At 46.2% G+C, this 24126-nt stretch carries 24 protein-coding genes; all 24 read left to right on the forward strand.

Annotated elements, in window-relative coordinates:
* Positions 1–606 precede the first annotated feature (606 nt).
* Positions 607–3243 carry a valine--tRNA ligase gene (locus GJB61_RS24815; protein ID WP_229522438.1) on the forward strand — a complete coding sequence of 879 codons (2637 nt, stop codon included), beginning with the start codon at positions 607–609 and terminating at the stop codon, positions 3241–3243.
* Between the two features lie 5 nt (positions 3244–3248).
* Complete coding sequence (locus GJB61_RS24820) at positions 3249–4622, forward strand: bifunctional folylpolyglutamate synthase/dihydrofolate synthase (protein WP_154121704.1); 1374 nt, start codon at positions 3249–3251, stop codon at positions 4620–4622.
* Positions 4623–4629: 7 nt separating this feature from the next.
* Complete coding sequence (gene murC, locus GJB61_RS24825; RefSeq protein ID WP_154121705.1) at positions 4630–6006, forward strand: UDP-N-acetylmuramate--L-alanine ligase; 1377 nt, start codon at positions 4630–4632, stop codon at positions 6004–6006.
* A gap of 204 nt (positions 6007–6210) precedes the next feature.
* The gene (locus tag GJB61_RS32310; RefSeq protein WP_276568320.1) at positions 6211–7158 is read left to right on the forward strand and encodes a GGDEF domain-containing protein; all 948 of its coding nucleotides are present in this window, start codon (positions 6211–6213) and stop codon (positions 7156–7158) included.
* Positions 7159–7190: 32 nt separating this feature from the next.
* Positions 7191–7388: a diguanylate cyclase domain-containing protein gene (locus tag GJB61_RS32610; RefSeq protein WP_420819772.1), complete on the forward strand. Its 198-nt coding sequence runs from the start codon at positions 7191–7193 to the stop codon at positions 7386–7388.
* A 71-nt stretch (positions 7389–7459) separates the two neighbouring features.
* Entirely contained in the window at positions 7460–8599 is a 1140-nt protein-coding gene (locus GJB61_RS24840) for a GGDEF domain-containing protein (RefSeq protein WP_195724467.1), read from the forward strand.
* 311 nt (positions 8600–8910) lie between these two features.
* Entirely contained in the window at positions 8911–10092 is a 1182-nt protein-coding gene (locus tag GJB61_RS24845) for a glycosyltransferase family 4 protein (protein ID WP_154121709.1), read from the forward strand.
* A 232-nt stretch (positions 10093–10324) separates the two neighbouring features.
* A complete protein-coding gene (locus GJB61_RS24850; RefSeq protein ID WP_154121710.1) occupies positions 10325–11518 on the forward strand; it encodes a glycosyltransferase family 4 protein in 1194 nt (397 codons plus the stop codon).
* Between the two features lie 111 nt (positions 11519–11629).
* The gene (locus GJB61_RS24855; RefSeq protein ID WP_195724468.1) at positions 11630–12859 is read left to right on the forward strand and encodes an SPOR domain-containing protein; all 1230 of its coding nucleotides are present in this window, start codon (positions 11630–11632) and stop codon (positions 12857–12859) included.
* Positions 12860–13131: 272 nt separating this feature from the next.
* Positions 13132–13377: a DUF4321 domain-containing protein gene (locus GJB61_RS24860; protein WP_154121712.1), complete on the forward strand. Its 246-nt coding sequence runs from the start codon at positions 13132–13134 to the stop codon at positions 13375–13377.
* Positions 13356–14009 (forward strand): Maf family protein, encoded by a 654-nt coding sequence (locus GJB61_RS24865; RefSeq protein ID WP_154121713.1) that lies wholly within the window; start codon positions 13356–13358, stop codon positions 14007–14009. Before GJB61_RS24860 ends, GJB61_RS24865 begins: the two co-directional genes overlap by 22 nt.
* A gap of 18 nt (positions 14010–14027) precedes the next feature.
* Positions 14028–14717: a RadC family protein gene (gene radC / locus GJB61_RS24870; RefSeq protein ID WP_154121714.1), complete on the forward strand. Its 690-nt coding sequence runs from the start codon at positions 14028–14030 to the stop codon at positions 14715–14717.
* Between the two features lie 39 nt (positions 14718–14756).
* The gene (locus GJB61_RS24875; RefSeq protein WP_154121715.1) at positions 14757–15794 is read left to right on the forward strand and encodes a rod shape-determining protein; all 1038 of its coding nucleotides are present in this window, start codon (positions 14757–14759) and stop codon (positions 15792–15794) included.
* Positions 15795–15851: 57 nt separating this feature from the next.
* A complete protein-coding gene (gene mreC, locus GJB61_RS24880) occupies positions 15852–16730 on the forward strand; it encodes a rod shape-determining protein MreC (protein ID WP_338116104.1) in 879 nt (292 codons plus the stop codon).
* Positions 16731–16735: 5 nt separating this feature from the next.
* The gene (mreD, locus tag GJB61_RS24885) at positions 16736–17263 is read left to right on the forward strand and encodes a rod shape-determining protein MreD (RefSeq protein WP_154121755.1); all 528 of its coding nucleotides are present in this window, start codon (positions 16736–16738) and stop codon (positions 17261–17263) included.
* A gap of 81 nt (positions 17264–17344) precedes the next feature.
* The gene (minC, locus tag GJB61_RS24890) at positions 17345–18007 is read left to right on the forward strand and encodes a septum site-determining protein MinC (protein ID WP_154121717.1); all 663 of its coding nucleotides are present in this window, start codon (positions 17345–17347) and stop codon (positions 18005–18007) included.
* 5 nt (positions 18008–18012) lie between these two features.
* Positions 18013–18807: a septum site-determining protein MinD gene (gene minD / locus GJB61_RS24895; RefSeq protein WP_154121718.1), complete on the forward strand. Its 795-nt coding sequence runs from the start codon at positions 18013–18015 to the stop codon at positions 18805–18807.
* Positions 18808–19017: 210 nt separating this feature from the next.
* A complete protein-coding gene (locus GJB61_RS24900; protein ID WP_154121719.1) occupies positions 19018–19845 on the forward strand; it encodes a M23 family metallopeptidase in 828 nt (275 codons plus the stop codon).
* A complete protein-coding gene (locus tag GJB61_RS24905) occupies positions 19838–20680 on the forward strand; it encodes a M50 family metallopeptidase (RefSeq protein WP_195724469.1) in 843 nt (280 codons plus the stop codon). Before GJB61_RS24900 ends, GJB61_RS24905 begins: the two co-directional genes overlap by 8 nt.
* Positions 20681–20727: 47 nt before the next feature.
* A complete protein-coding gene (locus tag GJB61_RS24910; protein ID WP_154121720.1) occupies positions 20728–21969 on the forward strand; it encodes an Rne/Rng family ribonuclease in 1242 nt (413 codons plus the stop codon).
* A gap of 210 nt (positions 21970–22179) precedes the next feature.
* Entirely contained in the window at positions 22180–22491 is a 312-nt protein-coding gene (gene rplU, locus GJB61_RS24915) for a 50S ribosomal protein L21 (protein ID WP_154121721.1), read from the forward strand.
* Between the two features lie 12 nt (positions 22492–22503).
* Entirely contained in the window at positions 22504–22839 is a 336-nt protein-coding gene (locus tag GJB61_RS24920; RefSeq protein WP_154121722.1) for a ribosomal-processing cysteine protease Prp, read from the forward strand.
* A gap of 17 nt (positions 22840–22856) precedes the next feature.
* The gene (gene rpmA, locus GJB61_RS24925) at positions 22857–23168 is read left to right on the forward strand and encodes a 50S ribosomal protein L27 (protein ID WP_154121723.1); all 312 of its coding nucleotides are present in this window, start codon (positions 22857–22859) and stop codon (positions 23166–23168) included.
* A gap of 209 nt (positions 23169–23377) precedes the next feature.
* Entirely contained in the window at positions 23378–24118 is a 741-nt protein-coding gene (locus GJB61_RS24930; RefSeq protein ID WP_154121724.1) for a Spo0B domain-containing protein, read from the forward strand.
* The last annotated feature ends 8 nt before the right edge of the window (positions 24119–24126 follow it).

Here is a 24126-nt window from a genome sequence, read left to right on the forward strand (position 1 = left end):
TCAAAGTAGATGTACAGTAGGAACAGGAGTATCTTTTACTGTGTGAATTGGCTATTACCCAGGTTGACTAGGCAACGCTCTAAATGTATTATGGAGTAAGCAATATCTAGTCAAAGACTGGGAACGGGAAGAGTAGGCGGTCAGCCCTTCAGAGAGCGGAAATGTAATTGCTGTGATAATCCGCAGGATGCAACCACCGAAGTCGCCCCGGAGTCGCCCCTCTGAGCTTGTCTTCATTACTTTGAAGACAAAGTTAGGTTGTGGCCGGTCGCAGCCGTTATCTGCATGAGTGTCGCGCTAGGCTTCTAAGAACCGTAAGGGGATAGAGGCAGAGGTTTATTTTCATTGGCGCGAAACAAAGGTGGTACCGCGAAAGAATGGCCTTTCGTCCTTTGAGACGAAGGGCCTTTTTGTTTTTTTTTTTGAGTATTCCGTGTGTGAAATGTAATGAAATAGAATTTTATTCACTTTTGGATGAATTCGGTTAAATATGATTTACGGAGGTATCAGAGAATGGCTGATCAAGATCACCTAACAGCAGCAGAGCTGCCGAACCAACAAGATACGGCGGAGGATAACACTGCAACGAATGATTCGAAGAGTGATATGCCGACTACATACGATCCCAAAGCGGCAGAACAAAGATGGTACGCCTACTGGGCAGAAGGCGGGTATTTCCGCGCAGGACAACGTCCTGATGCACAACCCTACAGCATAGTAATTCCCCCTCCGAATGTAACGGGGATGCTGCATATCGGGCATGCGCTTGATTTCACGCTGCAGGATATCCTGATTCGCACCAAGCGGATGCAGGGTTTTGATACGCTCTGGCTGCCGGGAACGGACCATGCCGGTATCGCCACACAAACGAAGGTGGAGCAGAAACTGCGCCAGCAGGGGATTTCCCGGCATGATTTGGGACGTGAGAAGTTTCTCGAGCAGGTATGGGATTGGAAAGCGCAGTATGCCGAAACGATCCATGAGCAATGGGCCAAAATGGGCCTATCTCTTGATTATTCACGCGAACGTTTCACGCTCGATGAAGGTTTGTCCAAAGCTGTTCGCGAGGTTTTTGTTAAGTTGTATCAGAAAGGCCTCATCTATCGCGGCAAACGTATTATTAACTGGGACCCAGCAGCACGTACAGCATTGTCTGACATTGAGGTAGAATATAAGGAAGTTAATGGTCACCTGTACCATCTGCAATATCAACTAAAGGACGGTAGTGGTTCCATTACTGTAGCTACTACACGTCCAGAGACGATGTTGGGCGATACGGCAGTTGCTGTGCATCCAGAGGATGATCGTTACAAGCATCTGATCGGCAAAACACTAATCCTGCCCATCATCGGCCGTGAAATTCCGATTATTGCAGATGAGTATGTAGACAAGGATTTTGGCAGCGGTGCGGTTAAGATTACGCCAGCTCATGATCCGAATGACTTTGAGGTTGGCCTGCGTCATAATCTGCCGCAGATTAACGTAATGGATGAGAGCGGCACGATGAATGAAGAAGCCGGACCTTATCAGGGACAGGATCGTAGTGATTGCCGCAAGGCTATTACGGCTGATCTAAAGGAGCAAGGTGTACTGATCTCCATTGAAGACCATGTGCATCAAGTAGGGCACAGTGAACGCTCAGGAGCTATCGTTGAGCCTTATCTGTCGACACAATGGTTCGTAAAGATGCAGCCTCTGGCTGAAGTGGCGATCGCCGCTCAGAAGGATGGCAGTGGCGTTAACTTTGTACCTGATCGCTTCGAGAAAATTTTTCTGAACTGGATTGAAAATGTACGCGACTGGTGTATTTCCCGCCAACTCTGGTGGGGACATCGTATTCCAGCCTGGTATTCCGAGTCTACGGGAGAGCTGGTTGTAGCTCATGATGAAGAGGAAGCGCGCAGAATTAGCGGACTTAACGATCTGAAACAGGACGAGGACGTTCTGGATACCTGGTTCAGTTCCGCGCTCTGGCCGTTCTCAACGCTGGGTTGGCCAGATGAGAGCAGTGAGGATTATCAACGTTATTATCCGAATGATGTGCTTGTAACAGGCTATGATATTATTTACTTCTGGGTAGCGCGTATGATCTTTACGGCATTGGAGTTTACGGGTGAGAAACCGTTCTCTGATGTGCTGATGCATGGTCTGGTGCGTGACTCCGAAGGACGCAAAATGTCTAAATCACTCGGCAACGGTGTAGATCCTCTGGAGGTTATCGAGCGGTACGGTGCTGATGCGATGCGGTATATGATTTCTACCAGCAGCACAGCAGGCCAGGATCTGCGTTTCCGCTGGGAACGGGTAGAACAGGCACGTAATTTTGCCAATAAGATCTGGAATGCCTCCCGCTTCGCACTTATGAATCTAGAAGGTGTGAGCTTTGCGGATATTGACATTTCAGGGGAGCTCAGCACGGCTGATCGTTGGATTCTGCATCGCCTGAACGAAACTTCTCGTGATATTACGCGTCTAATTGACTCATACGAGTTCGGTGAGACCGGTCGTCTGCTGTATAACTTCATCTGGGATGATCTGTGTGACTGGTATATTGAATTCGCGAAGCTCTCGCTTTACGGAACAGACAGCACTGCCAAAGCCAAGACACAATCAGTAATTGCTTATGTACTCGACCGCACGATGCGCCTAATTCACCCGTTCATGCCATTTATCTCGGAGGAAATCTGGCAGCATTTGCCACATGAAGGCGAGACGATTACATTGGCGGCGTGGCCTGAATATAATGCTACAATGGAAAGTGCATCAGCAGTGGCCGAAATGAACCTGCTGATGGATATCATCCGCTCTGTTCGTAATATTCGGGCAGAAGTTAACGTGCCAATGAGCAAAAAAGTTGAATTGATCATCAAAGCCGGAAATGCCGAAACCTTGAGCATAATCACCCGCAATGACAATTATATCGGACGTTTCTGCAATACCTCATCCTTTGAGGTGGGTCTTAATCCAGAGACTCCTGAGAAGGTAATGTCTGCTGTTGTAACAGGAGCGGAGCTGCTTCTGCCGCTGTCGGGGCTGATTGATATTGAACAGGAAATTGCCCGCTTGGACAAAGAAGTGCTGTCGCTGAACAATGAAGTGGAGCGTGTGGAGAAGAAGCTCAGCAATCAGGGTTTCGTCGCTAAAGCGCCTGCTAAAGTCATCGAAGAGGAACGGGCCAAGCAGGCAGATTACTCTGCCAAACGCGAAAAAGTGCTGGCCCGCATCGCAGAGCTGAGAGGATAAGAGATATGGAAGACTTACATGGGGGCGAGGGTGCCCCGCTAGGAACTTATACAGAAGCAGTAGACTGGATTAACAGCCTTATACCGTTTGGCATCCGTCCTGGTCTGGAGCGGATAGAACTGCTAATGGAGCGCCTTGGGTCTCCAGAGCGCAGATTGAAGTTCATCCATGTGGCGGGGACGAATGGCAAAGGCTCGACCTGTGCCTTTTTGACAAGTGTATTGCTGAAAAGTGGATATTCGGTGGGTACTTTCACCTCTCCTTATATCACTAAATTCACCAACCGTTTTCAATATAACGCTACGGATATCCCAGAGGCGACGCTTACGGAACTGGCTAATCTTTTACGTCCGGAAGTAGAGAGAATTGCTGAAAGTGAGCTTGGTTCACCTACGATGTTCGAGGTCGCTACAGCACTGGCTCTTCTCTATTTCGGTAGAGTCACTTATCCTGATGTAGTCGTATGGGAGACGGGTCTTGGGGGAAGGCTGGATGTAACGAACATCGTGAATCCAGTCGTGTCGATTATTACAAATGTCGGGTATGACCATACCGACGTTCTGGGAGATACACTAGAACAGATTGCAATGGAAAAGGCTGGTATTATTAAACCGGGCGTACCTGTGATCAGCTGTGTGACACAACCGGAAGTCATAGCGGTATTGAAGGCTAAAGCGGCAGCTTGCCGCTCTACACTCTATCTTGCCGGAGAAGATTTCAGTTATGAAGTCGCAGGAATTCAAGATGGTGTACAGAACTTTAACTTTAAAGGGCCCTTTCGTTCGCTGGAATTAGGGATCGCTATGAAGGGTGAGCATCAGATCAGCAATGCATCCGGAGCCATGATGGCACTTGAGGCGCTGCGCCAGTATATGGCGTTTATGCTGGAGGACGAGGATGTTCAGGAGGGCTTCCGCCATACCTTTTGGGCGGGAAGGCTAGAGGAAATAGGTGCTTCTCCGCGAATCATACTGGATGGAGCACATAATCCCGAAGGTGCAGAGAGCCTGGCCAAGAGCTTACCACAGTATTATAAATATGATCATTTAAATTTGCTTATGGGTATGCTGGCAAATAAGCATCATGAATCGTATTTCAAGCATATACTGCCTATAGTGGATACGCTCATCCTGACCGAACCGGATTTCCGGAAGAAAATGGACGCGGAAGATCTGCAGATTATTGCAGAGAGCCTGCGGGAGAAATATGCCAAAGAAAATTTGGAAATCATAGTAGAACGTGATTGGGGCAAAGCGCTGCAACTGCTGAAGTCGATAACAGCGGAGAATGACCTTGCTGTCATCTCTGGTACCCTGTATTTAATTTCTGACGTACGCAGTACACTTTTGCAGCAACCCGATTCTGAAAAAGGCTGGTGACGAACTGTTGGATACTACTGAACGTGTGCATTTTATAGGGATCGGCGGCTACGGAATGAGCGCGATTGCCCGGGTGTTGCTCGAGATGGGATATACGGTTACGGGCTCCGATGTGGCAGCTCAGGAATTGACTGATAAATTGATTGCCAAAGGTGCCAAGGTCTATATCGGGCATACGGCGGAGCAGGTTAAAGGTGCGGATCTGGTTGTATACTCTACAGCCTTGTCCAATGATAATGTGGAATGGGTTGAGGCGGAGCGGTTGAAGATTCCGATTCTGCATCGCTCGCAGATGCTGGCCCGGCTGTTAAATCAGCGTAAAGGTGTCGCGGTTGCCGGTGCTCATGGTAAGACTACAACTTCTTCTATGATTGCGCTTGTGATGCAAGATTGCGGGGTTGATCCCACCTACATTATCGGTGGGGAAATTATGAATGTTGGCACCAATGCAAAGGCAGGACAAGGGGAGTTTGTGGTGGCTGAAGCGGATGAGAGTGATGGTTCCTTCCTGCATTATCACCCATGGCTGGCCGTTGTTACGAATATTGAAGCAGATCATCTCGAGAATTACGGTGGTGATTTTAACCGACTGAAGGCTGCTTATGTGCAGTTTATGAATCAACTGCGCGAAGATGGCACTGCCATTGTGTGCTCGGACGATGAGAATATTATCGCTCTATTGCCTGAAGTAACAGGTACGGTGATTACCTATGGTATTAAGTCGCAGACCGCTGATTATATCGCTACCGATATTGTCTTGGGAGACCGTCAGGTATCCTATACAATGAATGGTTATGGAGAGGTACTGGGACGCATTGAGCTGTCCGTTCCCGGACAATATAATCTGTATAATTCGATGGCTGCCGTCATCGCTTGTCTCAAGTCAAATATACCCTTCTCAGAAATTGCTGCCGCAATTGTAAAGTTTCATGGTGCTAAACGCCGCTTTCAGGTGCTCGGGGATATAGATGAGATTCTAATCATAGATGATTACGCTCATCATCCTACCGAGATTCGAGCAACGATCAGCGCTGCCAAAGCGACAGGCAAACGGATTATTGCGGTCTTCCAGCCTCAAAGGTATACACGAACCTTCTTCTTGCTGGATGCGTTCAGCCGTGCCTTTAGTGAAGCTGACGAGGTAATTATCACCGATATTTACTCACCAGCTGGAGAGAAGCAGATCGAGGGTGTTACCTCTGCGAAGCTGGTGGACCTAATTGTCGAGAACAGCAATGCGGGCGCACGTTATCTACCTACCAAGGAAGCTGTGCTGGCAGATTTGCAGGATCGGATCGCTCCCGGTGACCTAGTGATAACGATGGGTGCAGGTGATATTTGGAAGGTTGGATACGCACTGGTAGATGTATTGAAAAAACGTTAAGTTTGAATCAAATAGCACCTCCGCGACTTCTTGTGGATAATCTCTTAGGTTATCTGTAGGAATTCTAGGGAGGTGCCTTTTTTGTATATGTAGCCTATTTTACAATTAGAAGTGAAATGGAGAAGGAGATTTGCCGATATAGGCTTAAGGTACTATATTCAGACATAATGCTAATTAATTCCTGCACATATGGTGGTGGTACTCATGGACTTCGAGTTTGATATCCAAACGATGATATTGTTGTTTATTTTCGGAAATTTATTCATTGCATTACTTATAACTGCTTATCGTTTCCACTCCCATAAGGATGTCGCTTCAACAATGTTTATCCGATCCAAGTGGCTGCAGGTGCTCTATTGGTGCTCCATATTGATCTGGGATTATGTTCCTCATTTCATCGCCATTCCGCTTAGCAACGCGTTGATTCTTGGAGGCGGCTGTCTGGAGATTATTGCTCTATTAATGATGATGGGAATGATGGGCCGTAAGGTAAAGCTATATTATTTGGCAATTACGGTATGCAGCACGATAAGTTTTTGCATTATTGCTGTATTTTTTAACCACTCAAGCTTTCGTATTGCCTCTGCCTCACTGTGGGTTATTATGTTTGTTATCTATCCGGCACATCACCTGACTACCAATAAAGACGGCTCACCTCTGCAGCGAATGCTAGGTTTATTGTATTACTGTTTTGCTGTGATTATGTTAGCCCGTTCGGCTGTTGCACTAATTTGGGAGACTGAGATGAATGTGTTTACAGCGAATCTAGCACAGCATCTGTACTATTTAGGCATGTATTTATTATTGACGCTGGGGACTGCCGGGTTTATTTTGCTCTCCAACGAGAGCTCATACGAAACACTCAAGAGAATGGCTACTTACGATGAAATGACAGGCATTCTTAGTCGCAGGGCCTTTATTGTGGAAGCCAACTTAAAGCTGGCGCGAGCAGCTAAAAAAATGAATTATGTAACCCTGCTGCTGCTGGACCTGGATCATTTCAAAAAGGTGAATGATACCTATGGCCATGATGCGGGTGACAGAGTACTAAAGGCATTCGCGCGTACTACGCAGAGCCAGCTCGGGAATGGTGATTTGTTCGGAAGAGTCGGAGGCGAGGAATTTGCTGTTCTGTTCTGTTCTGTGGCTTAGATGAAGAGGGAAGTGACCATAAGGCTGAAATTCTGCGGAAGGCTGTTATGAACTCCGTTCAGCAGGAGATTCCTTTACGGTATACCGTTAGTATTGGTATAATTACCGTTTTGCCAACTGCCAACACTCCCATGGACGTACTGTACAAGCTCACCGATAAGGCTCTTTATCGGGCTAAGCGGGAGGGGCGGAATTGCGTAGTTAGAGCTCAATTGTTGGGGGAAAGCTAGATCCTGATTACAGGAATACATATTGCTTTAGCGAGAGGGAGGTGAAATTCATAAGCATCAATTTGGATCTCATGACGCTACAGGTTTGTCTTTTGGCTGGTAATCTGGTTACAGTAGTGCTTGTTCTTGCTTATCGATCACGTTACGCCAAAGAGAGTACATCTTCACTGTTTATAGCCGCAAAGTGCTTGCAGATCTCAGTCCTGATCGTATTGCTGCTGACGGATTTCATAGACTCTCGAATTACAGCTACACTTAGCGGCCTTCTCGGTCTGGCTGGAGGAACGACGGAGGCCTTGGCGATTCTGATGCTGCTGGGAGTTTATACAACTAAGGTTAAAAGATATTATTATTTGCTGGCTGGTTTTTCTGCTGCTGTTATTCTACTCCTTATTATTACAGCATCTGATGAGGTACAGTTGCGCATTGCTATAGCCTCTCTACTGGGCAGTTTATTTATTATCTACCCGGTTTATTGTCTGTTGATGAAAGGAAAGAATTCACCACTTCAGAAAGTAATGGGTCTGCTGTACTGCATCGTTATGATGATCCTGATTATCGGAGCAGTTGTAGGATTGATCTCGGTGCCACTAAATACTCATCTTTCCCAATTATTGCAATGGTCCTTTTATATCGGCATTTATTTACTTATGTTTCTGGGAACAGCCGGCTTCACGCTGCTCTCCAGGGAGCAATCGTACGTAGAGCTGGAACGAGTGGCCACCTATGATGAACTGACCGGGATTTTGAACCGCAGAGCCTTTGTTTTGCGTGCCCGTCCTTTAATCGCCGCTGCTGCGAAAGAGGGAACTGCTTTTTCTTTTTTACTGCTAGACGTAGATCATTTCAAAAATGTGAATGATACCTACGGCCATGATATAGGGGATAGGGTACTTAAGGATTTTGCTTCCAAAATAGAGCAGCAGCTTGCGAATGGAGATCTGTTTGGGAGATTTGGTGGGGAGGAATTTGCAGTCATTCTGCATCGAGCTGACGAGCAGGCTTGTGATGAGATGGCTGAGCGGCTGCGCACAGCAATTCTGGGTGCGGTAATTAACGGTGTACCGCTGCACTATACCGTTAGTATCGGAGTCATTACGGTAATGTCAACCGAACGGATCACGTTGAACAATCTCTATAAGCTGAGTGATACTGCACTGTATCAGGCGAAGCAAAAAGGCAGGAACTGTGTCGTTAGAAGCTATGGATAAGTTCCAGTTTCTGGTCTCGTGGATGGGCTCTCATCAAGCATGAAAATATTTACTACAGGGTGTCTTCAGATCGCCATTAGGCGAGGGAGATACCCTGTTTTTGTCTGTTCATTTCTGGATTTGCTATATTTCTGCTTGAATAGGGTAATTAGATATAACATTCGCGGTCAGTTCATAGGACGGTGGAATTTAAATTATTTTACAAAAAAGCAAGAAACGACAAATTTTCAATAGACTTTAGGGTAATATATCAACAAAGCTAATCTGCAACGGAATATAAAGATTGAAATCGAGAATGGGGAGTCCACGTAATGAGAGAGAAATTATTATTTATATCCGCTGAGAATCCTTTTCCACAGGATAGTGGCGGCAAATTAAGAACAGGGAATATTCTCAATATTGTACTTGCTAAGTATGATGTAGATCTCTTAACCTATCGCAATAGCAGAGTCTCAGCAACAGTGGATACGGGCAGTGCTCTTACCATACACGAAGTTGATCGGACCGTAACCTATCGTAAAGCCATGCTGCGCTCACTGTACAAAAGGCGTAATTGTTCTTATATGAGTCATGTGGATTTAGATATGCGCAGTAAGATTATAGAGCTCTGCAATCAAAATGATTACCGTCATGTATTTATATCCCACAGTTTGCTTGGGTACTGCATTGATATTGTGACAACAATTCTTCCAGAGGCTATGATCATATCAGATGCGCATAACTTCGAGAGTGGCTTATCTGTTCAACTGGCCGAGAAGAAGAAGGGTCTTGCCAAGGTGTATTTTAGGATGAATGCCTGGTGGACAAAACAGGATGAATTGAAGCTTTTGAATAGAACGGATCTGCTGCTGACAACCTCTGAGCAGGATAGCCTTTCTTTTAAGGAATTATCACCTAAAAATGCGGACAAAGTGCATGTGATTCCAAATTTTATCTGCATGGACAATTATAGATATGACAAATGCGCCACGAAGGAGGAATGGATCATTCTTCCGGGTAATATGAACTATTTTCCGAACGTCAATGCAGCGACATATTTCTATGAGGAGATATACCCACTTATCCAAGCCAAAATCCCAGGAATTAAGTGGTATATCGTAGGGCGGGATGTGCATCCCGATGTTGCTGCGCTGGCTGAAAAAGACAATTCAATCGTTATCACGGGTTATGTGGATAGTGTAGCGGATTATATCCGCCGGGCCAAGGTGGTCATTGCCCCACTGCGGGAGGGCAGTGGAACGCGCTTGAAGATATTGGAGGCGTGGGCCTTGAAAACACCGGTGGTATCAAGCACGAAAGGGGCCGAAGGGCTGATCTATAACCATGCTGGTGATATTTTTATCGCTGATGATCCTCTGAGCTTTGCTGAAAGTGTGGTTACTTTAATGCAGGATCGTGATCGGGGGGTTGTGATGGCTGACCGCGCACATCAGACGATGCTGGCATATTATGAAGCCGAAAGCGTTCGGGATAAGCTGCTCAGTTTAGTATAGAGCAATGCAGGATGCTTATTTACTGTTTGTGACTTTTTAAGTACAATACTAAATTAGTTTATCTTTCCTCTTATAAATCGACAAAAGTTTTGAGGGAAATGAGTTACTATTGAACTACATCTAAAGTTGCATAAAGAGTAGCCGGGTACAGCTCAGCCTGCTTTTTTTTTCTATATATATATGGAAATTCCTATTATATTATAAATTTTTATAGTAATAAGGAGCCGAACTTATGCGCGAAAGAATGCTATTTCTATCAGCCAAGAATCATCAAACAGAAGACCTTGAAGGAGACATAAGAACAGGTAGATTTCTTGAGATTTTGCAGGAGAAATATGAAATTGATCACCTGACTTATTGGAATTCAAGTAAGGAACTGTCTGTGACTAGTGGACCAGCCTTTACCATGTACAAGGAAAGAAGAGCTGAAGCTGTCGCTAGCCAGAGGACAAAGCTGCGTTCTCTGTACAAGTTGCGGGATTACACCTATCGGAGCAATCCTGGGAAGGATATGAGGGATACCCTGACAGGGCTGTGCCGTTCTAATAAGTATAGCCATGTCTTTATATCGCATAGTCTAATCCAAAACTGTATGGATATCATTCGTCATCTGATCCCAAAGGCAATTATTATCACGGATGCGTACCGTTCCATGGATGGGAGGGGAGTTGGAGAAACTATGGGAAAGCGTCGTATAAGCAGACCTTACCATAAGTTGAATGCGGTCTTGGTTCGTCGGGAAGAGCGAAATCTGCTGAACAAAACAGGTTTGCTGCTGGCAACCTCCGAATGGGATGCACTTTCATTTAAGTCCTTGTCCTTTGCAGATGCCTGTAAAGTGCATGTGGTGCCGCATTTCATTGATATCCATCAATATCAATATAGAGATAGAGAACCTGTGTTCAAGGAAAATTCGATTGTTCTGTACTGGAATATGAATACGCGTCCAGGTAAGCAAGTCGCCTTATTATTTTTCCGCGAGATTTATTCCCGGATTAAGATGAAGGTGCCTGATGTACGTTGTTACATAGTCGGCCGTGAAGTACCTACTGAGGTTGCAGAACAAGCTGAAGAAGATGAGTCCATTATTATCACTGGACCAGTGGAAGGTGCTGCTGAATACATACGCCGGTCAAAGGCGGTTTTTGCCCCCTTATTGGATAACTATGAAGCCCGTAATAAGGTTCTTGAATCATGGGCACTCAGAACACCGGTAGTTTCCAGCACTAAAGGTTCGGAAGGACTAAACTGCAAGCATAACCACAATATATTGCTTGCTAATACAGCAATGGATGCTGTGGACAATATTGTGACTCTGCTGAAGGACTCAGGGCTGGGTACCATAATTGCGGATCGGGCGCACCAAACATTGCTAAAGCATTACGAGGCGAATAGTGTCCGAGCCAAGATTCTCAGTCTGGTATGATAAGGATGAATAAATATCAGCCACATGTAAAATAGCATATCTCCCTCTTATCTATCATATATTTGCTTATAGATTAGATAAGGTGAGGTGTGACCATTGAATAATGGAAGAATGACATTCCGATTTGATGACAAGCAGGATAAGCTCAAGCCTAAAGCGGAGGCTAGTAGGTCAAGTAGCAGTCTGGGCACAGCTACAGATTACATCTCCGCAAACCTGCGGGAGGAAACCGAATTGCTTGAGCATACTTGGCCTGTAGATTCAGATTTACGATTTGCTCATGAGGAGCCTGCGGAGGATACTGAGACCTATTATTCCACCCCTGCTGATTCCCATCAGCAACTCTTTGAGATGCATACCCAACTTCCACTTCCGCCAAAGGAATTGGAGAGCGATAGATATATCACTCCATGGCCTGGTAATGATAGAATGACGCAACGGTTCGAGGATAATCCACCACCCGAAGCGGGTTATGGAGGTTCCTATCACAGTCGCCGCCCCTCTTATTGGTGGAAGTTTGCCCTTTCTGTAGCAGGGGCTGTTGTTACTGGATTGCTGCTTGGTTATATGGCGTTATCTTTTTTTAACGGAGGGAGCGCGAGAACGGAGTCCGTGTCAACAACAGGTTCCACTGCTGCTCAAGAGCAAACTGTTGGGAATACTGATTCGGCAAAAGCTGGGGTATCCGGTATTACCAGTAATGATTCCGCAGGAATGAATCGTATTTCAGTGCAGGTGGCAGCGCAGAGCTATTACCTGCTGCAATATGGGGTATTTAGTACATCAGCAGGAGCGGTACAGGCGCAGCAGGAGTTGCTCGATGCTGGACTGGCCGCCGCCCTGGACCCTGCCGACGGTAATCGCGTCTACGCCGGCTTGTCGCCGGATCGTGAACAGGCCAAGCTGCTGAGCAACGGCCTGAAGAATCAGGGAATTGAGTTATATGTGAGAGAGGTTACATTACCAGCAGCAGAGCAACTGGCTTTTGGCGGAAACGCAGAGGTTGTGAATAATTATTTCTCTGTCAGTGGGCAATTGCTTGCTGAGCTGGCCAGCCTATCCGCTTCGCTGCTCAGTGCAGCGCCAGCAAATACGGCTGCCGATACTACTGAAGTCAGTAATCTTCATATGCAGTGGACAGAAGCTGCCAAAACGATGGAGCAGGGCCTATCCCCCGCAGTACAGAGTATTTGCGCAGAGCTGGAGAAGTCCATGAGCCAAGGAATTTCAGCGCTGAATGAATATAATAAGAATAAGGCAAAGGGTCTTCTCTGGGAAGTACAGGAGTCGATGATGAGCTTCCTTACCAGCCAGAGACAGTTGCTGTCCGCCTTAGGCTGAGGGATTAGAGTACAACGTTCTGATATCTTTGATTCTTCCCCAAGACCTCGTCTGGCTTGTTGCCATACGGGGATTTTTTTATGCGCATATAAGAATTTTTACGAGAAACATCTGTCGTCAGTAAAGGGACGACGGACTCATTTCTCCTTTATTACGTTGCCTTTTATGCTTCGGAAGTGGTAATCATATCCAGTTTGTATTTAGCGTTTGTATTGAACTCCGTTTCACCGTATAATAATTAAGGTGTCAAAAAATGGCGAGGGACGACTGAAATGAAGAAGAAAAATGTAGGAACACTGCTGTTATTTCTAATTCTGGGCTGGTTAGCCGGAGCGTGGATTGCCAAGTTGCTGCAGCCTGTAAAGGCTCTGTCTTTTCTCACAACATCAACCGTTCTAAAATGGTCTCCGCAAGCCGATTTGGACATCATAACCTATGACATCACTATTCATTTGAAATTGTGCATGCTTAGTCTAGCTGGTATTATTACTGCCGTATGGCTATACCGGAGACTGTAACATTCTTTACTGATTTAGGAAGGAACGATTATAACGTGGATGTCATTATTCTCGCTTCAGGTTCACCGCGCCGTCGGGAACTGTTATCTTTGCTCGGTCTGCCCTTCGAGGTTATAACCAGTGAAGCTGATGAGAGCACACCAACGGATTGGACACCAGAACAGATCGTGTGCAATCTGGCCTTGCGTAAAGCAGAGGCGGTAATATCGGCTGTCGGTGAGCGCAAGTCGGTTATCATCGGGAGTGACACCATTGTCGTTCTGGATGATACTGTTCTCGGCAAACCGGTGAACGAGGTGGATAGCACAGCTATGCTTACTGCTCTACAAGGCCGGACACATAGGGTGTACACGGGTGTAGCCTGTATTGGACTGCCAGATGGCAAGATATGGGTAGATCACCGGGTAACCTCCGTAACCATGAGAGCCATGAGCGATAACGAGATCGCTGCCTACATAGCTACTGGAGAGCCCGCTGACAAGGCTGGCTCCTATGCGATACAAGGGCTTGGTGCTACCTTGGTAGAAAGAATCGAAGGCTGTTATTTTAACGTGGTCGGGCTACCATTATCACTGCTTGGTGGGATGTTATCCCGGTTCGGCATAACTGTGCTGAATCAGCCGGGAGAGTAAAGGGAAGAGGGATTAGGGATGGAGTCGCAATCGATTATGCTGCGGGACCTCCCCCATGAAGAACGACCTAGAGAGCGCATGATGCATTATGGGGCAGAATCATTAAGTCAAGCAGAGCTTCTTGCTATTCTGCTGCGTACGGGAACACGCCGGGAATCGGCTATTCATATTGCACAGCGAATACTTAACCAAATAGGCAGTCTTCGCCAACTGGCAGACCTTAGCATCGAAGAACTAATGACAATCAAAGGCATCGGCCCTGCCAAGGCGGTGCAACTAAAAGCTGGCATCGAACTGGGAAGGCGCATGGCGAACTCCAGGTTGAATGAACCGGTGACCATACGTAGTCCACAGGACGCGGCGGAGCTCCTAACCGAGCAACTGCGTTATTTACAGAAAGAGCATTTCGTCTGCTTATTTCTGAATACGAAGAATCATGTTGTTGCGCAGGAGACGTTATCCATGGGCAGTCTCAACGCCTCTATCGTTCATCCCCGCGAGGTATTCCGGGCAGCCATCAAATGCAGCAGTGCATCTATTATATGCGCACACAATCATCCCAGTGGTGATCCGACGCCAAGTCCAGAGGATATTTCCCTGACTAAGAGATTGCTTCAGGCAGGCGAAATTGTTGGAATCGACGTACTGGATCATCTAATTATCGGAGATAGCAGTTTTGTGAGTTTGAAGGAAAAAGGCTTTATGTAATAAAATCGCATAGATTCACTAGGAAAAGGAGAATACAGCATGTTTGGTGGTTTTACGAAAGACTTAGGAATTGACCTTGGGACGGCGAATACGCTCGTCTATGTACGCGGCAAGGGTATTGTTGTTAGAGAACCTTCCGTGGTGGCCATTAATACAGATACCAAAACGATAGAAGCTGTAGGCGAATCTGCCAAGAAAATGATAGGTCGTACACCGGGGAATATTCGGGCTATTCGTCCGATGAAAGACGGGGTTATTGCCGATTTTGATACAACGGCTACGATGATTAAATATTTTATCCGTCAGGCACAGAAGCAGCGTTCGATGTTCCAACGCCATCCTAACGTAATGGTCTGTGTTCCTTCCGGCATTACTGCTGTTGAGCAGCGGGCCGTTGAGGATGCAACCAAGCAAGCCGGAGCGCGTGAAGCTTACATTATTGAGGAACCTTTTGCTGCAGCTATCGGTGCCGATCTACCAGTATGGGAGCCAACAGGAAGTATGGTTGTCGACATCGGCGGAGGTACGACTGAAGTAGCCGTAATCTCGCTCGGCGGTATTGTGACTAGCCGTTCTGTGCGTGTAGCAGGTGACGAGGCGGATGAGGCTATCATCCAGTACATCAAGCGCCAATATAACCTAATGATCGGTGAACGGACCTCAGAGCAACTGAAGATGGACGTGGGTTCTGCCCTACCGCTTGAGAAGGCTGAGACGATGGAAATTCGTGGTCGCGATCTCGTGACAGGTCTGCCAAAGACACTGACCATTACTTCTGATGAGATTTGTGAAGCGTTAGGGGATACGGTGAATGCTATTGTTGAAGCCGTCAAAGTAACGCTGGAGAAATGCCCGCCGGAACTAGCCGCTGATATTATGGACCGTGGTATTGTATTGACCGGTGGAGGTGCGTTGTTGCGCAACCTGGATAAACTGCTTGCACGAGAAACCGGTATGCCGGTAATTGTCGCCGAGAATCCGCTTGACTGCGTAGCTATTGGCACAGGCAAGGCACTTGAGAACATTCACTTGTTCAAGAGCCGCAGTAGCTCGAGCCTTCGCTCCAAGCGATATTAAGCCTGAACCACTTGTGAACGTCAACCCCTGTTTATGGGAGAAATACGTTGTTAGAGGGTGTTGAAACTGTTTAAACTCTTAAGCAATAAACGTTTGTTTATATTATTGTTTACATTGGTCCTGTTTATTGTGGTGATGGGCTTTAGCTTGGGAACAAGAAAAGCTTTGTCCTGGCCGGAGAATTTTCTCAGAGATACGACTGGTTTCGTGCAAAATGTATTCTACAAGCCCGCTGGATATGTAGCGGGCTTGTTTGAAGATATCGGAAATCTTCACGATCTCGCCAAAGAGAATGAGAGTCTCAAAATAACGGTCGCTCAATACACGCGTGATAAAGCTACGTATAACTTTATTCAAGCGGATAATGAAAGACTGCAGAAGCTGCTTAAGTTTACCCAAGCACAGAAGGAAAAATATGATTATGAGTATCATATCGCCCAAGTGGTTAGTCTGACTACAGAGCCAAGCAACAGTTCGCTTGTAATCGATCTCGGATCCAAGGATGGCGTTAAGACTAATATGTCCGTGATATCTGTAGAGGGTCTGGTTGGTGTTATTAGTGAAGTCAGCAATTTCACCTCGACTGTAAAGCTGATGACTATGATGGATAGTAATGATCCGAACTCTCAGCCGGCAATAGCGGCTACGGCTATAGGGAAAGAGAATTCTACATTCGGTATGATTCAAAGCTATAATCAGGAAACCAAACGGCTTCAGATGGACAAGATCCCTCCAGGTGATCCCATTGCAGTGGGGGACACCATTGTTTCCTCCGGTATCGGTGGCTTGTATCCACGTGGTCTGACTATCGGTACTGTAGATAGCGTTGCAGTGGGAGAGTTCGGATTAACCTCAACCGCAATCATAAAGCCAAAAGCCGAATTTGAGGACTGGAAGCAGCTGATTGTTGTCTATACAGAGGAGCGTACAGAATAGTGAATATGCGGAGAAGACCTTTTCTTATTCTACTGTTGTTCCTCCTGTTTATTCTGCAGGGGACCATTCTTCCTTGGCTGATACCGAATGTCTGGGAGATGCGGATCATTCCGAATCTGGTCTTTATTGTTATACTATTCATAACCGTTTATCATCATCGTCATACTGCCCTGCTATTGGGCTTATCCTTTGGGATGCTGCATGATGTCATTTTTTACGGTAGAATCATAGGAGCTCATTCCTTTGCAATGGGTCTGTCTGCTTATTTGATTGGTCTGATCTTTCAAATTCCACGCGCACCATTACCCCTTATGATGACTGTGGTTCTGTTAGGGAGCTTGCTGGGAGACAGTATGTTATTTGCAATTTATAGTGTGTTTAATCTCAACAATGAACCTTACAGCTGGGCGTTATTAAATCATATGTTGCCTACGATGTTGTTTCATTTCGCGTTTGCCTTGCTCTTATATATTCCGCTCCGGCGTCAGTTGGAGTTGCTCAAGAAAGAGACGCGTAAAGAAGAAAACATATGAAGCAACTTGTATTTTCTTATGGAGCAAAGCAGGAACTTGAGGGGCTCGGCACGAATGAATGAGGATAGGGGGACTAAGCAGATGACAGTGAAATCCAAGCATGTAAGGATTAAAGGCATCAAGGACGGCCTGGTATTCCTGCTAGACGACAAATGTCCCTTTGAAGATCTTCTGAGCGAGCTTCGTTTCAAGTTGGAACACAGCCATCAAAATATTTTGACAGGACCGATTATACATGTGGACATTAAGCTAGGTAACCGTTCCGTAACTGAGGAAGAGAAGGAAGCAGTGCTGGAGATTCTGAAGGGGCAAGGCAATTTGTTGATCCGCTCCGTCGAGTCACTGGAGGAACCTGGCAGCACCGAGGATTCTGAAGCGCTGTTTTTAATGAGCGGGATGTTGCGTTCCGGTCAGGTGCTGCATCATCAAGGCAATCTTTTATTTCTGGGCGATGTAAACCCGGGAGGGACGATTACTTGTTCAGGTGATATTTATATTCTTGGTGCGCTTAGAGGTATGGCTCATGCGGGTGTGGATGGTAATGTAGAGGCTATTATTGCTGCTTCACATCTGTCTCCGACCCAACTGCGTATTGCGGATATCATCAGCAGACCTCCTGACGAATGGGGTACCCGAGAGAGCACCATGGAATTTGCATATTTATCGAAGGGTGCTATGCAGATCGACAAGATTCATAATATAGTCAAGTTACGTCAGGGTTTAAATGTGTTTAAAGGGGTGTAGCCTCCATGGGAGAAGCGATTGTCGTTACCTCAGGTAAAGGCGGAGTTGGCAAAACAACCACAACAGCCAATATTGGAACCGCACTTGCACTGCAGGGTAAAAAAGTCTGTCTCGTCGATACCGATATTGGACTGCGCAATCTGGATGTAGTTATGGGACTTGAGAATCGTATTATTTATGATATTGTGGATGTGGCCGAGGGTAGATGCCGCCTTAATCAGGCCCTGGTTAAGGACAAACGTTTTGATGAATTGTATATGCTGCCCGCAGCACAGACGAAGGATAAAACGGCTGTTACTCCTGAACAGGTGAGAGACATCATCCTTGAATTAAAGAAGGAATATGAGTATATTCTGATCGATTGCCCTGCGGGAATTGAGCACGGCTTTCGTAATGCGATTGCTGGTGCGGATAAAGCCATCGTCGTCACCACACCGGAGCATGCCGCTGTGCGCGATGCGGATCGTGTAATCGGCCTGTTGGAGCAATCACATGTGGAATCACCCAAGCTGGTCATAAACCGTATTCGTCCAGGACTTGTGAAGTCCGGCGATATGCTTGATATTGAGGATGTATTGCAAGTACTTAATATTGATCTAATTGGAATTGTTCCAGATGACGAGATGGTCATTAGAGCCGCTAATAACGGGGAGCCTACGGTAATGAATCCGGATTCCCCTGCCGCTATTGCTTACCGCAACATAGCTCGTCGTATTTTAGGTGATGCAGTACCGTTGATGCAGCTTGACCGGAAGCCGAATGCCTTTAAGAAATTCAAGAAATTTTTCGGTATGGGTTGAACTAGGTACACCTACATATCGAAGCATAAAGGGTCATGCTCGTAGATGAATCTATGGGTGTGACCCTTTTTTTTTGTACAACATCAAAGAGTTTATTGGTAAAAAACACCTTCTGGACATTCTTTCCACGGACCTTGCAAGGGGCTTGTTCTAAAGACACTTCTCTTCTTCATAAAATGGAAGTAAAACAAGCCCGCCGGAGGGATAACTATGGATCAGAAATTAGATATCAAGGGTCGCCGCAAGGAGCGCATCCGCAGCTTACTGGAAGATCTTCCGGAAGTTCCGGTTTCAGCAGCACCGCCATTGTTCACAATACCGGATAAGAAAATAAGCTTTAAGGATACAGAGCCAGATCCCGAGGTCATGTGGAAAGAACGCCGTGGGAGCTGGGAGAATCATGGGAACGGGGAGAAGCCACGTTTTATCAGTGGTTTTATACGGCGGACTGTTGCCAGTGTGCTAGTGTTTGGTGCCGTGTGGGGGATCTTTGCTATTCAGCAGCCATGGTCACAACAAGCACAGGCTTTTATCAACGACGCTTTAAGCAAAGATATGGACTTTGCAGCAGCTAGAGTCTGGTATGAGGAGCATTTTAACGGAGCTCCAGCGTTCATTCCGATTTTTGGGGATAAAGAAGAGCCGGCCCAAAAGGCAGCGGCCGCACATGAACTGAATCCTCCGATAGACGGGAGTATCATTAAGCCCTTTGTCTCCTCACTTAAAGGTGTGGAAATTATGCCTGAAACCGATTCAAGCGGCAGTGTGATGGTGAAAAGTGTAGATATAGGGCGTGTACTGTCCGTATCCAAAGAGCTGCAGGGTGGAATTCGAATTACTATCCAGCACTCAGGCAGTATTATTGCTGAGTATGGCCATTTAAGCGGGACAAAGCTAAAAGTTGATGATTGGCTGCAGAGTGGTGAGAATGTCGGGTGGTTAGTAGAACCGGAGACAGCTTCAGAGACTACACTCTTTTTTGCAGTGATGAAGGATAAAGCTTATATTGATCCTGCTGAAGTGGTCTCGTTTGATTAGGTTATGGGGGATCGAGTTCACGCTACATCCGCTGTTTGTGATTGTGATGTTCTTTTCTGTTCTCACGGGACAGTTTCTTGAGCTGCTTACTTTATTTATGATCGTGTTAGTTCATGAAATGGGACATGTCTGTGCTGCCCTTCTCGCTGGGGTTATGGTCAAATCTGTACAGCTGCTCCCATTCGGGGGGGTTGCTGTTATCGAGGACCATGGCCGGCTTACGGCCAGCCGCGAGATCGGAATTGCTCTGGCCGGACCGCTGCAAAATGGGTTTATGATTGTGATTGCCTATGGTATTCTGCAAGCAGGTGTTGGCAACGGAGCATTTCTGAACTATTTTATCCAGGCGAACACCATTATTGCGCTCTTCAATCTTTTGCCGATTCTGCCGCTTGACGGAGGAAAGGTCCTTCAGGCTGCTATAAGTCTTTTGCTTCCCTATTATTTCACTTTAATGTGGAGCGGAAGAGTGAGTGTGGCTGCTAGTGTACTGGTTGTTGCCTATGCGCTACTGCCTCTTGGAGCAGGTGGGGGTCTTAGACTGAACCTGCTCATGATCGGAGCTTTTTTACTATATTCCAACATCACAGACCATCGTAACTTCCCCTACCGGTTCGTTGCTTTTCTGATGAACAGGGAGGCTGTATATGAGCGACATCTGCGGACCGGGAGTGTGGCACGTCCAATTGTTGCTTTATCCGCGAAACCTTTGGATGATATATTGCGTCTATTTAAACGTAACCAGTATCATTTTATCTATGTGTTGAACGACAGCGGAGATGTGCTTGCTGTTGTGCCGGAACAGCGGTTGATATCCTCTTATTTTAGAAGTTAGTACACAGAGTGCAGCGAATGAAAATGATTTAAACCAGAGGTGAAGCCATGAAACAAATGATCGTTCACTGCACGCAGCATATTACCCGGATGGCTCTTCTGGAGGACGGGAGATTGGTAGAATACGCGGCTGAACGCGATCAGCAGCAAGGGCTGGTTGGGAGTTATTATAAAGGTCGGGTTATGAATGTTCTTCCAGGTATGCAAGCGGCTTTTGTTGATATTGGACAGAAAAAGAATGCTTTTTTATATGTAGATGACGTATTACATCCCCATTTGGAGAAACAACCAGAAATAAGACCCTCGATAGAGACGCTGCTGCAGCCTGGTCAAGAAATTATTGTACAGGTTAGAAAAGAGCCGCGTGGCGGTAAGGGCGCACGTGTAACTACCCATTATACGCTGCCAGGGCGTTGGATGGTGTACATGCCTTATGCGGAATATGTTGGAGTCTCCAAGAAAATCAGCCGCGAATCCGAACGAACCCGGCTTAAGGGTATTGGAGAACGGCTCCGCAACAAGGAAGAGGGAGTGATCATGCGTACGGTTTCGGAGGATGAGCCTCCTGAAGCAGTAGAGGGTGATCTCTCTTTCCTGCGTGCCCAGTGGGATATTATTACCCGACGAGCGTTAGAAACTGAAGCGCCTGCTCTACTGCATAGTGATCTTAGTATTGTGCAACGCTTTATACGGGATACATTTAATCCGCGGATGGATGAGCTGATGATAGATTCCCCCAAAGTCGTTAGAGAAGCAGAGGCTTTCCTTGCGGAGATGGCTCCTGAAGGGTACAAACCAGTAGGGTTATATGAGGGCAAGGAATCCATTTTTAATACCTACGGTGTTCAGGAACAATTATACAGGAGCTTCAATCGCAAAATCATCCTTGAGGGTGGCGCAACACTCATCTGGGATGAGGCTGAGGCGTTAACGGTCATTGATGTAAATACTGCTCACTATACGGGGGGAGCTTCGTTGGAAGAGACGGTAACCTCGACTAATTTACTGGCGGCTGAGGAGATTGGCAGGCTTATCCGGTTGCGTGATACAGGTGGCATTATTATCGTCGACTTTATTGATATGGAACTGGAAGAACACCGGAAGATGGTTATTGATCGACTGGAGAGCATAATAACCAGTGACCGTACCAAGACACATATCCTCGGCTGGACAAGGCTTGGATTACTGGAGATGACACGCAAGAAGGCAAGGCATGACTCCGCAGGTTTCGCACCTGTTACCTGTCAATGTTGCGGGGGAACCGGGAAAGTTGGAGCTTGGCTGGAATGAATGTTACCTTTGCCCAGCTATTGAAAAGGGTATTATACTTGAAAACATTGACTATGGTTAATAAGTATGATAATATCTTCAAGTATGTGTTTGGTTGATTTATTCCTGCACATGCTGTAACCGCTCCGATCGGGTACATAAGCGCTGTTCCCTTTGGGGAGTATGCCACCTAGACTAGGCGAGTCTGAGACATGAGGAGGTGCAAGTACAATGTATGCAATTATCGAAACTGGTGGCAAACAATACAAAGTCCAAGAGGGCGACGTATTATTCATTGAGAAACTAGATGCTGTAGACGGCGAAAGCGTAACTTTTAACCGTGTATTGGCTGTTTCCAACGAAGGCGGTTTGACTGCAGGAACTCCGCTTTTGAGCGGCGCTACTGTAACAGCTAAAGTTGAGAAACATGGTAAAGGCCATAAGGTTGTAGTTTACAAATACAAACCTAAGAAGAATTACCACAAGAAACAAGGTCATCGTCAACCGTACACAAAAGTAACTATCGAGAAGATTCAAGCGTAAGAAGGTGCGTTAATGATTAACGTCTTGATTACAAGATCTTCCGGGTTGGGTACTATCGTTGGCTTTGAGGTCAAAGGACATGCGGGTTATGCGAAGCGTGGCGAAGATATCGTATGTGCCGGAGTATCCACTGTAACATTTGGAACCGTCAATTCGATTGAGTTCTTGACCGGAATCTCCATAGACACGTCTGTGAAGAACGGTTTCTTGAGTGGAACAATAAGTTCCATAGAAGATTCCGAAAAGTCTGCGAAGGTACAATTGCTGCTTGAATCCATGGTCGTTATGTTGAATGATATCGCAGAATCATACGGGAAGTATATTAAGATACAGCAACACATTATTTAAAGAAGGAGGTAGACAACATGTTTAAATTGAATCTTCAATTCTTCGCATCCAAAAAAGGTGTAGGTTCCACAAGAAACGGTCGTGATAGCCAATCGAAACGTCTTGGTGTGAAACGTGCTGACGGTCAAGCAGTTACCGGCGGCAGCATCTTGGTTCGTCAACGCGGAACCAAGATTCACCCAGGCACAAACGTAGGCATCGGCAGTGACGATACCTTGTTCGCCAAAGTGGACGGCGTGGTGAAATTCGAACGTTGGGGCCGCGATCGCAAGAAAGTGAGCGTCTACCCTGTTGACGTTGCTCCGGTAGCAGCGGCACTGGAAGCGTAAGCTAACGGACCATAATTTTCAGTGAAGCCTCCGGCATGAGTGCCGGAGGCTTTTTTTGAAAATATATAAATTATATGTTGCACAATATAATTTATTCTTTTATGTTACTTTTGGAAATTTTTAAGGATAAGTTTTGCGAAATCTCTTATAATGTTTTATGTATTCTAACGAAGACTTGAATTTTGCGAACTGAGGGACGGGGAGAAAGAATGAAATCCTGGAAAAGTGTAATCTGGGCAGTCATGTTATCCGTAGCGCTTCCTTTAGGTCTCGTGTATTGGCATACCTCCCTTTTGACATGTCTGTTGCTCGGTGTGTGGGTAGCAGCAGTACTTGCTTTCAGCTTTATTGGCAACAGGCGTCACTTTGAAAGGGAACTGCATATACAGGAGAACACTCTGCAGCAGGCAGCGATTCGGACACTAAATCATCATCGTCATGATTGGATGAACGATTTGCAGATTCTTTACGGATATATCCAATTGGGCAAGCCTGATAAATCCGTACAGTGTGTGGAAAGAATAAAGGAACGCATTGCACTAGATAGCCGCATCGCCAAGCTTGGCATTCCTTCGCTGGTATTCTATATCCAATCTTTTCGTACCTATAGATCCAGTCTGGAACTTGAAGTTCAAGTGGAGGAAGGACTGCAACTGAATAATGCGCTCAGTTCTGAAGCTGGGGACGAGCTAACTTCAGTGATTATGCAGACGGTGCGGGCTTACCAGTACAGCGGACTTGCTCCTCAGGGCGAAACGCGCAAGCTTAGCCTCGGCTTTACACAAGATGCAGGAGACATTCTTATCTCTTTCCAAGGCGAAGGGAATCATGCCAATCCCGAGCTGCTTCAAGGGCAAATTTATAATATTGTACAAGGAAAAATCATGAGAGCGGAGCAATTTAAGTCTAATGGGGCTTATATTCAATTGCGTCTGCCGCTTGAAATGTGAGGAAGGTG

It is taken from the genome of Paenibacillus monticola (assembly GCF_009664975.1).
GTDB classification, from domain to species: Bacteria; Bacillota; Bacilli; order Paenibacillales; family Paenibacillaceae; genus Paenibacillus_AQ; species Paenibacillus_AQ monticola.

What these genes read in the sequence shown, in the direction of transcription:
- GJB61_RS24815 (WP_229522438.1), top strand. Translation starts at nt 607, where the DNA reads ATGCCGACTACATACGATCCCAAAGCGGCAGAACAAAGATGGTACGCC.
- GJB61_RS24820 (WP_154121704.1), top strand. Translation starts at nt 3,249, where the DNA reads ATGGAAGACTTACATGGGGGCGAGGGTGCCCCGCTAGGAACTTATACA.
- GJB61_RS32310 (WP_276568320.1), top strand. Translation starts at nt 6,211, where the DNA reads ATGGACTTCGAGTTTGATATCCAAACGATGATATTGTTGTTTATTTTC.
- GJB61_RS24840 (WP_195724467.1), top strand. Translation starts at nt 7,460, where the DNA reads ATGACGCTACAGGTTTGTCTTTTGGCTGGTAATCTGGTTACAGTAGTG.
- GJB61_RS24845 (WP_154121709.1), top strand. Translation starts at nt 8,911, where the DNA reads ATGAGAGAGAAATTATTATTTATATCCGCTGAGAATCCTTTTCCACAG.
- GJB61_RS24850 (WP_154121710.1), top strand. Translation starts at nt 10,325, where the DNA reads ATGCGCGAAAGAATGCTATTTCTATCAGCCAAGAATCATCAAACAGAA.
- GJB61_RS24855 (WP_195724468.1), top strand. Translation starts at nt 11,630, where the DNA reads ATGACATTCCGATTTGATGACAAGCAGGATAAGCTCAAGCCTAAAGCG.
- GJB61_RS24860 (WP_154121712.1), top strand. Translation starts at nt 13,132, where the DNA reads ATGAAGAAGAAAAATGTAGGAACACTGCTGTTATTTCTAATTCTGGGC.
- GJB61_RS24865 (WP_154121713.1), top strand. Translation starts at nt 13,356, where the DNA reads ATGGCTATACCGGAGACTGTAACATTCTTTACTGATTTAGGAAGGAAC.
- radC (WP_154121714.1), top strand. Translation starts at nt 14,028, where the DNA reads ATGGAGTCGCAATCGATTATGCTGCGGGACCTCCCCCATGAAGAACGA.
- GJB61_RS24875 (WP_154121715.1), top strand. Translation starts at nt 14,757, where the DNA reads ATGTTTGGTGGTTTTACGAAAGACTTAGGAATTGACCTTGGGACGGCG.
- mreD (WP_154121755.1), top strand. Translation starts at nt 16,736, where the DNA reads ATGCGGAGAAGACCTTTTCTTATTCTACTGTTGTTCCTCCTGTTTATT.
- minC (WP_154121717.1), top strand. Translation starts at nt 17,345, where the DNA reads ATGACAGTGAAATCCAAGCATGTAAGGATTAAAGGCATCAAGGACGGC.
- minD (WP_154121718.1), top strand. Translation starts at nt 18,013, where the DNA reads ATGGGAGAAGCGATTGTCGTTACCTCAGGTAAAGGCGGAGTTGGCAAA.
- GJB61_RS24900 (WP_154121719.1), top strand. Translation starts at nt 19,018, where the DNA reads ATGGATCAGAAATTAGATATCAAGGGTCGCCGCAAGGAGCGCATCCGC.
- GJB61_RS24910 (WP_154121720.1), top strand. Translation starts at nt 20,728, where the DNA reads ATGAAACAAATGATCGTTCACTGCACGCAGCATATTACCCGGATGGCT.
- rplU (WP_154121721.1), top strand. Translation starts at nt 22,180, where the DNA reads ATGTATGCAATTATCGAAACTGGTGGCAAACAATACAAAGTCCAAGAG.
- GJB61_RS24920 (WP_154121722.1), top strand. Translation starts at nt 22,504, where the DNA reads ATGATTAACGTCTTGATTACAAGATCTTCCGGGTTGGGTACTATCGTT.
- rpmA (WP_154121723.1), top strand. Translation starts at nt 22,857, where the DNA reads ATGTTTAAATTGAATCTTCAATTCTTCGCATCCAAAAAAGGTGTAGGT.
- GJB61_RS24930 (WP_154121724.1), top strand. Translation starts at nt 23,378, where the DNA reads ATGAAATCCTGGAAAAGTGTAATCTGGGCAGTCATGTTATCCGTAGCG.